This is a genomic window from Celeribacter sp. (genome assembly GCF_048266405.1).
Taxonomy (GTDB): Bacteria; Pseudomonadota; Alphaproteobacteria; order Rhodobacterales; family Rhodobacteraceae; genus Celeribacter.
Genome location: NZ_JBLWZO010000006.1, coordinates 74,849 through 87,004, shown reverse-complemented (window position 1 = coordinate 87,004; position 12,156 = coordinate 74,849). Strand labels below are relative to the sequence as shown.

Sequence of the window (12,156 nt, the reverse complement as noted above, 5' to 3'; positions counted from 1 at the left end):
GATTTCTCCACGATCTGCTTGTTTGCGCATGCAATCTGTCTCGAAGTGTCTCACCTGTGAGACACTTTGGCCGTGTTGGACAGGTCGGGGGGGCTGACTGAGCCCCAATCAGGTTGGCATGCTCTTGGAATACCGGCGGGAGGACGCCGGCATTCTTGGAGGAGAAAAATCTATGAACGTTCAGTCCAAACCTGACAGCAAATACGTCAATCCATTTAAGGCTAAATACGACAACTTCATTGGCGGCAAATTCGTGCCCCCTGTGAATGGGAAGTATTTCGAGAACATCACGCCGATCACAGGTCAAAAAGTCTGTGATGTGGCGCGTTCGGACGCCGCTGATGTCGAGTTGGCTCTCGATGCCGCTCATGCTGCAAAAGAGGCATGGGGCAAACGCTCCGCGACCGACCGCTCCAACCTCTTGCTCAAAGTTGCAGATGTTATCGAGGAGAACCTCGAACTCATCGCGACGGCGGAAACATGGGACAACGGCAAGCCGATCCGTGAAACGATGGCGGCTGATATTCCTTTGGCCGTTGACCACTTCCGTTACTTCGCATCTGTGCTGCGCGGTCAAGAAGGCACGATGTCCGAACTCGACGAAGACACCGTTGCCTACCACTACCATGAGCCACTTGGCGTTGTCGGTCAGATCATTCCGTGGAACTTCTCGATCCTGATGGCCGCGTGGAAAATCGCACCTGCATTGGCTGCGGGCAACTGTATCGTGCTCAAGCCTGCCGAACAGACGCCTGCCGCGATCATGGTTCTGGCCGAGTTGATTTCCGAAGTGTTGCCCGCAGGCACGCTTAACATCGTTAACGGCTATGGCGCCGAAGTTGGTGCGCCGCTTGCGCGTTCCCCACGCATCGCCAAAATCGCCTTCACAGGCTCGACGGCCACGGGTCGCATGATCATGCAATACGCCACCGAGAACCTTATTCCTGTGACGTTGGAACTTGGTGGGAAATCCCCCAACATCTTCTTCTCCGACGTGATGCGCGAAGATGACGCTTTCCTCGACAAAGCGGTCGAAGGCTTCGTTCTGTTTGCCTTTAACCAAGGCGAGGTCTGCACCTGCCCGAGCCGTGCGCTTATTCAGGAAGACATCTACGAAGAGTTCATGGAACGCTGCATTGCCCGCGTGAAAGCCATCAAACAAGGCGATCCACGCGACATCAACACAATGGTCGGCGCACAGGCCTCGCAAGAGCAGCAGGAGAAAATCCTGTCCTACCTCACGATTGGTCGTGAAGAGGGCGCTGAAGTGCTGACGGGTGGTGATGCTGCACGTTTTGACGGTGATCTGACGGACGGGTTCTACATTCAGCCTACGATCCTCAAAGGTCACAACAAAATGCGGGTATTCCAAGAAGAAATCTTTGGTCCAGTTGTGTCTGTGACGACCTTTAAAACCGAAGAGGAAGCCTTGGAAATCGCAAACGACACCATGTATGGCCTCGGTGCCGGCGTTTGGTCGCGTGACATGAATACATGCTACCGCTTTGGACGCCACATTCAGGCTGGGCGCGTTTGGGTCAACAACTACCACGCCTATCCGGCACATGCGGCCTTCGGTGGTTACAAGCAATCGGGCGTTGGACGTGAAAACCACAAAATGATGCTCGACCACTATCAACAGACGAAAAACATGCTCGTCTCCTATAACCCGAACAAACTGGGCTTCTTCTAAGCCCCTCTTTGATCTGGTTTCGGGTGTCTGTTTCGACGCCCTCCCTATGAGACGCGCGGTGTCTTCTCCCCGTACGTAGCCGCGCGTCTCGACCCAACTTGCGGTGGTCCTGTTTCATCGGGCCACCGCTTTTTATTTGGAGGATGTGATATGACTGTTGATCGTGTTGTTGCGACCGAGGCCGCTTTGGCGCTTCTGGACGAAATCCGCGCCGATCATGGCGATGTGATTTTTGTGCAATCGGGTGGGTGCTGCGATGGCTCCTCGCCGATGTGTTACAAAGAGGGCGATTATCTGATCGGGTCACGCGATGTCCATCTGGGCGATGTTGCGGGGGTACCAGTGTGGATTTCAGAAACCCTGTTCGAGATTTGGCGCAACAGTCAAATGATCCTCGACGCTGGCGATGGGAACGGCGCGGGCTTTTCCCTCGATACGGGGCGCGGCAGATGTTTCCACTCCAAATCGCGCCTGTTCACTGATGAGGAATATGCACAATTGAGCGCGTAGCGTTTACCCATTTGAGCGACAGCAATGGACAATCGCGGCAAAATCTTTTAACTTGCCAAAAATTGCGCAGACTACCTGCGCGCCGATTGGACATTCCCACATGATTACGCCCCTCTCTGACGCGCTTTCCGAGCGCGGTTACGACACTTTGACCGATGTACAAACCGCTGTTACGGCTCCCGAATTGGAACAGGCCGACCTGCTTGTCTCGGCTCAGACGGGGTCGGGTAAGACGGTTGGCTTTGGTCTCGCCATTGCGAAAACGCTTTTGGGCGACGAGATTCGTTTTGGTCCCGCTGCGGCACCACTCGCGCTCGCAATTGCGCCGACCCGTGAGTTGGCGATGCAGGTCGCCCGCGAACTTGAATGGCTTTATGCCAAAACAGGGGCCAAGGTTGTGACCTGTATTGGTGGCATGGACGCACGCACAGAGCGCCGCGCCTTGGAACGTGGCGCACATATCGTTGTTGGCACACCTGGACGTTTGCGCGATCACATCATGCGCCGCGCACTTGACCTCGACGACATCCGTGCTGTGATCCTTGATGAGGCGGACGAGATGCTCGATCTGGGTTTCCGTGAAGACCTCGAGTTCATGCTTAGCGAATGTCCAAAAGACCGTCGCACCTTGATGTTTTCGGCAACGGTATCCAAGTCGATTAGCCAGATCGCGACGAATTTCCAACGCGATGCGGTGCGGATTTCGACTGTGTCCGACCGCGATCAACACGCCGATATTTCCTACCAAGTGATCCAATGTGCTCCGCGCGATGCCGAGCACGCGATCATCAACCTGTTGCGCTTTCACGACAGTCAGACCTCGATTGTGTTCGCCAATACCCGCGCCGCCGTGGCGCGTCTGACTGCTCGTTTTGCCAACCGTGGGTTCTCGGTTGTGAGCCTGTCGGGTGAGTTGTCTCAGGACGAGCGTAGTCATGCATTGCAAGCGCTTCGTGATGGACGTGCGCGTGTTTGTGTCGCCACGGACGTTGCGGCTCGCGGCATTGACCTGCCCAACCTCGAACTTGTGATCCACGCTGATATTCCAACCAACACCGAAGGTTTGTTGCACCGTTCTGGCCGTACTGGCCGTGCGGGGCGCAAGGGTACATCCGTTCTGATCGCGCCTGACAATGTCGCGAAGAAGGCGCAGCGCCTTTTGAAATGGGCCAAGATTGACGCCGAATGGCGTGGCGCGCCCACTGCCGAAGAAATTCTGGCACTCGACGAGACCCGTCTGATCGAGGACGCGGCATGGACCGAAGAGTTGACGGAAACCGAAACGGCATTTGCGGCGACCTTGCTTGAGAAGTTCAGCCCCGAACAAGTTGCTGCGGCCTGCTTGCGTCTCTATCGTGCGGGTCTTTCCGCGCCCGAAGAGATCAATGTCCATACCGGTGGGCGCCCGCAAAAAGACATCCGCGAGACCTTTGGCCCGTCTAAATGGATTGCGCTGTCTGTCGGGCGCGACAAAAATGCCGAGCCACGGTGGCTTTTGCCACTGTTGTGCCGTGCGGGGAACATCGACAAATCTAAAATCGGCAAGATCAAAATGGAAAACACGGAAACCTTCGTGGAACTCCAAGAGGCCGCTTTCCCTGATTTCATGAAACAGCTTGGCGCAGGTGGTGAGCTTGAGGACGGTGTGACGGCGCGCGCTGTTGAGGGCACGCCGACGTTCAGTTCTGGTGGGCCGCGCTCACCCAAAGCGCGCTTTGACGGACACAGCGGCAAGCCACGTGGCAATAAGCCGAGCTATGGTAAGCCCAAGTTTGACAAGCCGCGCGGGGATAAGCCGTCATACGACAAACCTCGTGGCGACAAGCCGAAATACGACAAGTTTGAAAAACCTGCGCGTAAGGAGCGTGATGACACCGTTCATGCGCCTGCGAAGCCGCGCAAGGACAAGCCTGCAAGCAAGTATAAGGGCAAACCAAAACCCGCAGGGGCAGGCGGCGATTACAAATCCACAGGTGGCAAGCCTGCTGGAAAACCCGCAGGAAAGCCCAAAGGTGGTAAGCCCGCAGGCAAGTTCGACAAAACTGGCTCGGGTAAAAAGCCCCACCGTAAGGGCGCTGCGCCTAAAGGCGGCCCAAAGGGCGGCGACGCGGTTCTGACACGTAAGAAATAGGCGCGAAATATTGCGACACGGTTGAGGGCGGTTTGATCTTGGGTCGGGCCGCCTTTTTCGTGTCCACCTTCCTGCGCCTTTGCCACATGCAAAACAAAACCCCCGCAACCCAAAAGGGTGCGGGGGTTTGTAATCTTTTATGTCCTAGCACTTGCGTGCATCGGACCGTTCTAACATCGAACGGCTTTAGCTCTTAGAGCATACCTTCGCGTTGAGCTTTTTTACGAGCCAACTTGCGAGCACGCCGTACGGCTTCAGCTTTCTCGCGTGCCTTCTTGACGGAGGGCTTTTCGAAATGTTGCTTGAGCTTCATTTCACGAAAAACGCCTTCGCGTTGAAGTTTTTTCTTCAGAGCACGGAGTGCCTGATCGACGTTGTTATCACGAACGCTAACCTGCATGTGGTGTCACCACCTTCCTAAGTTAGATTTGCATGAATTGCAGGAAGTCGCCATATAGCAAAGTGGTACTTCCTTGTCTACTATGTCCCTATCTCCAAAAAGGACTGATCCGATGCAAACCACCGCTTATCTCGACCCAACGCGTGAAAAATTGCTCGATGCGGCGCTTCCGCACGTGGTTTTCGACGGATGGGGGGCCGAGACGTTCAAGGCGGCAGTCGCTGATTCGGGGATTTCAGAGGCTTTGGCCAACGTGTCTGCGCCGCGCGGTGCTGTTGATTTGGCTGCGGCCTATCACAAGCGCGGCGACCGCGCGATGCTCGCGGCGCTTGCGGATGCCGATCTGGGCGCGATGCGGTTTTCTGATCGGATCGGTCATGCTGTGTGGTTGCGATTGCAGGCCGTTGATCGTGAGGTCGTGCGCCGTGGCATGTCGCTCTTTTCCTTGCCGCACTATGCGCCTGAGGGGACCAAGTTGCTTTGGGAAACGAGCGATGCGATTTGGAATGCGATGGGCGATACGTCGCGCGATGTGAATTGGTACACGAAACGCGCCACGCTTTCGGGGGTTTTTGCCTCCTCCGTGCTGTTCTGGCTTGGAGATGACAGCGAGGATTTCGCCGAAACCCGCGCCTTTATCGACCGTCGTATCGCCAACGTGATGCAGATCGAAAAGGCCAAGGCCACGGTGCGCGATAACAAGGCACTCTCGGCGCTTTTTGCACTGCCCAATGCGATCCTTGGTACGATCAAGGCCCCTGCGGGCGTTGGTCGTGACGATATCCCTGGCACACGTGCCGACTAATTCGAGACACCGGAGAATCCTATGAGCCTTCCCACCACCATGCGCGCTGTAGAAATTTCACAGGCGGGTGGCCCTGATGTGCTGCGCCTTTGCTCGCGCCCTGTGCCTGTGCCGCGCGCCGATGAGATCGTGATCAAGGTGGCCTATGCGGGCGTAAACCGTCCCGATGCATTGCAGCGGGCAGGGCTCTACAATCCTCCTGCGGGCGCATCTGATTTACCCGGGTTGGAAGCGGCGGGCGAAGTGGTGGCCGTGGGCGCATCGGTGTCGATGTGGGTCGTGGGCGATCAGGTTTGTGCGCTTTTGCCCGGCGGTGGCTATGCCGAATATGTGGCGACTCCAGCGGCACATGCGTTACCCGTTCCAACGGGGCTGTCTCTTGAACAAGCCGCTTGTCTACCTGAGACGTTTTTTACGGTCTGGTCGAACGTATTCGAGCGCGGTGGGCTGCAAGCGGGCGAGCGGTTTTTGGTGCACGGCGGCTCTTCGGGCATTGGCACGACCGCGATCCAATTGGCCCGAGCTTTTGGTGCGCGAGTTTTTGCAACGGCAGGGTCTGGCGAGAAATGCGCGGCCTGTGTGGACCTCGGAGCCGAACGCGCGATCAATTACCGCAACGAAGATTTCGTCGATGTGATGAAGGGGGAGGGCGGTGCCAACCTGATCCTCGATATGGTCGGCGGTGACTACATTCCGCGCAATGTCAGGGCGTTGGCGATGGAAGGGCGGCTCGTCAATATAGCCTTTTTGCAAGGCTCAAAGGCGGAGTTGAATTTTGCCGCTGTTATGATGCGGCGTCTGACGCTGACTGGCTCGACCTTGCGCCCGCAATCCGACGCGCAAAAGGCGCGGATTGCCGAGGCGTTGCGTGCCAAAGTCTGGCCCCTGATTGCATCGGGTCGCGTCGCTCCCGTGATAGACAGTCGCTATGCGTTGGCGGATGCAAGTGCCGCCCACGCCCACATGGAAAACGGCGCACACATCGGGAAAATCGTACTTGAGATTTGAGGGCGCTATTCGATGTCCTGCAAAAGGGCGTCGGTGAGCGTGCAATCGCGGATCGTATCTTGTCCACATTTGCGCGGTTCCAGATCGGGGGTCATGCACACGCGCACCTCTTGTATACGATAATCTTTGCACGTCACCGTGATCTCGTTGGCGTCCAATCCCTCGTTCACGTTCATGAAGGCCTCTTCAATAACCGAGGCGGGCACTTTGATGTCGTGCGGTAGTTTCATAAAGGCCGACGGGCGTTTGATCTTTTCATAGGCGGCACGCGACAGGTCAAGGTACTCTTGTGCCTCTAGGCCAGAGCAGCGCCCGTGTTTTTTCCACTGATACCACGCGGCTCCAGCAGTCCCCATGATGTCTTCCATTGCAGCGGTCTGGCTGCGAGAGGGATCGCGCACAGGACTGTGACAATAGGAGGGCCAACCGTCTTCGTATTGGGGCCAGAGCCCGTGCAAAACCCATCCAAGCTCGCGGTCGCATTGCGGAGAATTGCGAGCGTCACCTTCAAGGGCGCACCACGTCGGAGACCACGACAATGACAAGACGTAGTAGTCAAAGTCGCCTGCGGTCTCACCGTCGGCCCATGCGGCCAGTCCAAACGTAGATACGGCCAACGTCAGAGCCGTTACCAATCGTTTACTCATTTTCTCTTCCCCTTACGCAATTTCCGCACTATACACCGCCCAAGTTCCCTTACAACGGATACGTCCCCAAAGTGGGAAAGCCTTTTCAGGCGACGGAGAAGTTCTGTTCGGGGCACAGGCATCGCAAGGAGAGTATTCCATGGCAAAACCAATTATGGCGAAAGCCACCGCCGTTTGGCTCGTCGACAACACGACGCTGAGCTTTAAACAGATCGCTGACTTTTGTGGTCTTCACGAGCTTGAGGTTCAGGGCATCGCTGATGGTGATGTGGCTGCGGGTGTGAAAGGATTTGATCCGATCGCAAACAACCAGTTGACCGCAGACGAGATCAAATCTGCTGAAGAGAACCCTGCGCAGAAGTTGAAGCTGAAGTTCAACCCTGCTGCGTCTGGCGAGGAAAAACGCCGTGGCCCACGCTACACGCCGTTGTCAAAGCGCCAAGACCGCCCCAACTCGATCCTGTGGCTCGTTAAATTCCACCCTGAATTGGCTGATTCCCAGATTGCCAAGCTCGTTGGCACGACCAAACCGACAATCCAGTCGATCCGTGAACGCACCCACTGGAACATTGCCAACATGCAGCCGATTGACCCTGTTGCCTTGGGTCTGTGTAAGCAGACCGAGCTTGACGCCGCTGTGCAAAAAGCCGCCGCGAAACGGGCTGCCGATGGCGCCGCGATGACCGATGACGAACGTCGCAAGCTGCTCTCTACAGAGCAATCCTTGGGTATGAGCGCCGAGCCAAAAATGCCGACGGCTATTTCGGGTCTCGAAGCCTTCTCCCTGTCGCGTGATATCGACGACGAAGACAAAGAAGCTCCTGTCCCTGATGCTGACAGTTTCTTCAACCTGCCCGACAAAGATGATGACGAGGGCGACGACGATTGATGCCTAAACGGGCATGGTCCTGAAATGCGCAAAGCCCGCCAATTTGGCGGGCTTTTCTGTGTTTAGTGTTTGGCCTCGGGTTAGATTCCTTTGCGCGCTCTTAATGCGGCTGTGATTGTTCCGTCATCAAGATAGTCAAGTTCGCCACCGATAGGCACGCCTTGGGCCAGTGAGGTTACGGCGCAGCGGTCGGACAGTTGGTCCGCGATGTAGTGGGCGGTTGTTTGGCCGTCGACTGTGGCGTTGAGCGCGAGGATTACTTCGGTGATCTGTTCGTCTGCGACTCGGCGGACAAGGGCAGGGATGCGTAAGTCCTCGGGGCCGATAGCATCCAGTGCGGACAGTGTCCCGCCAAGAACGTGGTAGCGCCCGCCAAAGACGTTTGCGCGTTCCATTGCCCAGAGGTCGGCAACATCCTCGACCACGCAGATTTCGCCGTTGGCGCGTTTGCCAGATGTGCAGATGTCGCAAATGTCAGAGGTGCAGATGTTTCCGCATTGCAGGCATTCACGCGCGCTGTCGGCCACGCCTTGCATGGCGGTGGCGAGGGGGGCCATGAGGCGGCTGCGTTTTTTGATCAGGTGGAGAACCGCACGGCGTGCCGAACGCGGACCAAGGCCCGGAAGCCGTGCCATGAGGTCAATCAGATCTTCGATGTCCTGTGTCGCGTCCCCCACCTCAAGCAGCCTCAGAACGGCATTTTGAAATCAGCGGGCAGGCCAAGACCCTCGGTCACTTGTGCCATTTCTGATTGGGCGCGCTCGGAGGCTTTGGCCTGTGCGTCTTTGATCGCGGCAAGGATGAGATCCTCAACCACTTCTTTCTCGTCGGGGTTAAAGATCGAGGGGTCGATTTCGAGCGCTGTCAGCTGACCTTTGACGGTGGAGGTGGCTTTGACCAAACCTGCGCCGCTTTCACCCACGACTGTCATGTCGTCCATTTTCTCTTGCAGGTCAGCCATTTGCTGCTGCATTTCTTTGGCTTTTTTCATCATGCCGGCCATATCGCCGAGATTGCCAAGTCCTTTGAACATATCGTGTCTCCTGTACGGTTAAGCGTTAGATACGCGTCGTAGTGTTGGTTCTCAAGGCCAGCCATGTATTGAGACGCCACATTGCCCATGCCAAGGGGATCGCAGTGAGCCCCGCGATGACATAGGCCAAGGGTTGGTCGGCATAGCTTTCGAACATTTGAGTGTAGGCATGGATGGCCCCGAAGGTCACCGCAGTGTTGAGCAGACCGCGCAAACCGCGATGCGCGGCGAAGGCCGCAACTGCCACAAGAGCCAAGGCCCAAAGAATAGCATAGGCCTGTTCGGAAATCACCAAGGTCGTGGCTTCAAAGGCTTCACGTGCGGCTTGAGCTGTCTCGTAATCGGGGTAATTCTGCCAATAGGTATGCTGGCCCCAAAGGCTCTCGCCGACAACATCGCCCCAAAGCGAGCCGACAAGGGCGCACATGTTGGCGACGATAAAGGCAATTATCGCGAGCAGGGTTATATGCCGTCCGACGCGGTCACCCCAACGGTTGCGCGTGAGCAGGGCAAGAACAATCAAGCCTGACATTTGCAGAATGGAGAGCGTCGATTCTTTGGAGTAAAATGCATAAGCCGCGTGATAATATCGTGTGTTTGCATCAAGGATTTGTGCGAAGGGGATAATCGCGAGGGCGGTGATGAAACGCACATCGACAAAGAGCCCGGATGCCGCGATTGCAACTGCGCCGTATAATAGGAACAACGCCTTGGACCATCCCACCATTTCGGCTTGGTCGAGCCAAAAGGCGCATCCCGCAAGGTGCAGGGCGACGCCCATGATGAAGATGGCACCGATAATAAACGGATGATGCGTGGGGCGACGAAATATCCATGCGGCGGGCAGGGCCACCACGATGCCCGCGATCGATGCCGCAGGTCCTGCAATCGGCTCGTGATAGAGGAATAGTTCCGTCCCAAAGCCACCGATCAACATGCCTGCGCCGATGAGGGTTGCCGCCTGACCAAACATGGACAGGCTATCGCTCTTACGGTTCAGGATCAAAGCTCCGAGAAGCAAAAGACCTGCGCCAAGGCCGGCCACAGATCGCGCGTCTGCGAGAAAGGCAATGAGACCGATTGTCGACGCGAAAATACCGCCCGTCAGGATAATATTGATGACCATCCGCATCATTGTGTCACGCGCACGATCTTCGATCTGCGCGGCTTGGTCTGGCGTAATAACGCCGTCTTTGACGAGCTGATGTGTGTCTGCGAGTGCGTGCATGATGCCCTTTCGTGAGCGGTCCGCGGAGATCAATCCTCTTCGAACGGATCCCATTCGTCTTCGACTTCTTCGAGCGCTTCAGATGCGGCTTGGGCGGCGATCTTTTCGGGCGTGCGGATGTCCGCGATTTTGGCGTCGGGGAACAGCTCGAATACCTTCGCAACCATCGGGTGACTTTTGGCGGCGGCCTCAAGAGCGAGGCGGTCGGCATCCATCAATTCGCGCAGGGTTTTTGTGCCTTCGGGGGCGGTGGCAATCGACACGCCCCAACGGTGCCCTGTAAAGGACTGCAAGCGGCTCGATAGACGAGATGCAAGATCAGCGGGCGCATCCCCGACGGGTTCAAATTCGATCCGACCAGGTTTGTAGCTTGCCAAACGCACGTGATTTTCCACGTCGATCTTGAGCTTCATATCGCGGTGGTAGCCGATCAACTCGACGACGTCCTCGAACCGCGCATATTTGGCGAGGCCCGCGTCGGGCGCTTGAGCGGGGGCGGCTTGTGCTGACATGGTCGGGGCATGGGTCATGCCACCTGAACCGCCTGCGGGGGCGCTGCCCTGTGCAGATGTCGAATTGCCACCTCCACCACCGGAGGGCGCACCTCCTGCGGGACCAACAGGGGGGCGTGGAGGGGGATTTTGCTCGTTGAGTTTGCGCACCAAATCCTCGGGCATGGGTAGATCAGCCACATGAGTGAGGCGAATGATCGCCATTTCGGCGGCCATCATGGCGTTGGGAGCTGCTGCAACTTCTTCGAGGGCTTTGAGCAGCATTTGCCACATCCGCGATAGAACGCGCATGGGTAGCTTTTCGGACAGGGCCAGTCCTCTTGCGCGTTCATCGGGTGAAATGGTCGGGTCGTCAGCGGCGTTTGGCGTGATTTTGATCACCGATACCCAGTGGGTTATGTCCGCCAGATCGCGTAGCACGGCGAGCGGGTCGGCCCCGTCGGCATATTGCCCGCTGAGTTCTTCGAGGGCGGCTGCCGCATCGCCCGCCATTATCATGTCGAACAGATCAAGCACACGGCCACGATCCGCAAGGCCAAGCATGGCGCGGACCTGATCTACGGTGGTTTCACCTGCGCCATGCGAGATGGCTTGGTCCAAGAGAGATAGAGCGTCGCGGACGGAGCCTTCGGCCGCGCGGGTAATGAGGGCAAGGGCGTCTTGCGCCACGTCCGAGCCTTCTTTCTCGGCGATAGAGGCAAGGTGGGCCATCATCACCTCGGGCTCAATGCGCCGTAGATCAAAGCGCTGACAGCGCGACAGAACCGTGACGGGCACCTTGCGGATTTCCGTGGTCGCCATGATGAATTTGGTATGGGCCATTGGCTCTTCGAGGGTTTTGAGCAGCGCGTTGAACGCGGCGGTCGAGAGCATGTGAACCTCATCGATGATGAAGATCTTATAGCGCCCTTCGGCGGGGCGGGTGCGCGCCATTGAGTTCAGCTCACGGATATTGTCGACACCTGTTGAGGAGGCAGCGTCAATTTCCAGAACGTCAAAGAAGCGACCTTCACTGATGCCGATGCAGGGTTTGCACTTCCCGCAAGGCTCGGTGGTAGAGCCGCCCTTGCCATCAGGCCCAATACAGTTGAGCCCCTTGGCGATGATCCGTGCCGTGGTGGTTTTCCCCGTCCCGCGAATCCCCGTCATGATGAAAGCTTGGGCGATGCGGTCGGCGGCAAAGGCGTTTTTGAGGGTGCGCACCATCGCGTCCTGACCGATCAAGTCGGCGAAGGTCTCTGGGCGGTATTTGCGTGCTAGGACCTTATATCCGTCGGTGTTCTCGCTCATGCGCAGTCTC

At 57.1% G+C, this 12,156-nt stretch carries 12 protein-coding genes; 6 read left to right on the top strand and 6 right to left on the bottom strand.

Annotated features, from left to right (window positions below; genetic code table 11):
• Window positions 1–172 precede the first annotated feature (172 nt).
• From adh to ACN0TS_RS12540, 3 genes are all read left to right on the top strand, one after another.
• Window positions 173–1,693 carry an aldehyde dehydrogenase gene (adh, locus tag ACN0TS_RS12550; RefSeq protein ID WP_417259701.1) on the top strand — a complete coding sequence of 507 codons (1,521 nt, stop codon included), beginning with the start codon at window positions 173–175 and terminating at the stop codon, window positions 1,691–1,693.
• Between the two features lie 150 nt (window positions 1,694–1,843).
• A complete protein-coding gene (locus ACN0TS_RS12545; protein ID WP_417259700.1) occupies window positions 1,844–2,203 on the top strand; it encodes a DUF779 domain-containing protein in 360 nt (119 codons plus the stop codon).
• Window positions 2,204–2,303: 100 nt separating this feature from the next.
• Complete coding sequence (locus ACN0TS_RS12540) at window positions 2,304–4,334, top strand: DEAD/DEAH box helicase (RefSeq protein ID WP_417259699.1); 2,031 nt, start codon at window positions 2,304–2,306, stop codon at window positions 4,332–4,334.
• Window positions 4,335–4,527: 193 nt separating this feature from the next.
• Here ACN0TS_RS12540 and rpsU read toward each other — a convergent pair whose 3' ends face one another.
• Window positions 4,528–4,734, bottom strand: coding sequence for a 30S ribosomal protein S21 (rpsU, locus tag ACN0TS_RS12535; protein WP_058263026.1), 207 nt, complete (start codon window positions 4,732–4,734; stop codon window positions 4,528–4,530).
• Between the two features lie 112 nt (window positions 4,735–4,846).
• Between rpsU and ACN0TS_RS12530 the strand changes: the two genes are divergently transcribed.
• Window positions 4,847–5,539, top strand: coding sequence for a COQ9 family protein (locus tag ACN0TS_RS12530; protein WP_417259698.1), 693 nt, complete (start codon window positions 4,847–4,849; stop codon window positions 5,537–5,539).
• Between the two features lie 21 nt (window positions 5,540–5,560).
• Entirely contained in the window at window positions 5,561–6,547 is a 987-nt protein-coding gene (locus ACN0TS_RS12525) for an NAD(P)H-quinone oxidoreductase (protein ID WP_417259697.1), read from the top strand.
• A gap of 5 nt (window positions 6,548–6,552) precedes the next feature.
• Here ACN0TS_RS12525 and ACN0TS_RS12520 read toward each other — a convergent pair whose 3' ends face one another.
• Window positions 6,553–7,194 (bottom strand): ribonuclease T2 family protein, encoded by a 642-nt coding sequence (locus ACN0TS_RS12520; RefSeq protein ID WP_417259696.1) that lies wholly within the window; start codon window positions 7,192–7,194, stop codon window positions 6,553–6,555.
• A 139-nt stretch (window positions 7,195–7,333) separates the two neighbouring features.
• On the opposite strand from ACN0TS_RS12520, the gene ACN0TS_RS12515 reads away from it, so the two are divergent.
• Entirely contained in the window at window positions 7,334–8,083 is a 750-nt protein-coding gene (locus tag ACN0TS_RS12515; RefSeq protein ID WP_417259695.1) for a DUF1013 domain-containing protein, read from the top strand.
• Window positions 8,084–8,163: 80 nt separating this feature from the next.
• Here the strand turns inward: ACN0TS_RS12515 and recR are convergent, their stop codons facing one another.
• Genes recR through ACN0TS_RS12495 form a run of 4 tightly spaced genes read right to left on the bottom strand, consistent with a single transcriptional unit; the run spans window position 8,164 to window position 12,146 of the window.
• Complete coding sequence (recR, locus tag ACN0TS_RS12510; protein ID WP_417259805.1) at window positions 8,164–8,718, bottom strand: recombination mediator RecR; 555 nt, start codon at window positions 8,716–8,718, stop codon at window positions 8,164–8,166.
• 53 nt (window positions 8,719–8,771) lie between these two features.
• Window positions 8,772–9,116: a YbaB/EbfC family nucleoid-associated protein gene (locus ACN0TS_RS12505; RefSeq protein ID WP_417259694.1), complete on the bottom strand. Its 345-nt coding sequence runs from the start codon at window positions 9,114–9,116 to the stop codon at window positions 8,772–8,774.
• 25 nt (window positions 9,117–9,141) lie between these two features.
• Window positions 9,142–10,344, bottom strand: coding sequence for a hypothetical protein (locus ACN0TS_RS12500; RefSeq protein WP_417259693.1), 1,203 nt, complete (start codon window positions 10,342–10,344; stop codon window positions 9,142–9,144).
• Between the two features lie 29 nt (window positions 10,345–10,373).
• Window positions 10,374–12,146, bottom strand: coding sequence for a DNA polymerase III subunit gamma/tau (locus tag ACN0TS_RS12495; protein WP_417259692.1), 1,773 nt, complete (start codon window positions 12,144–12,146; stop codon window positions 10,374–10,376).
• Window positions 12,147–12,156: the final 10 nt, after the last annotated feature.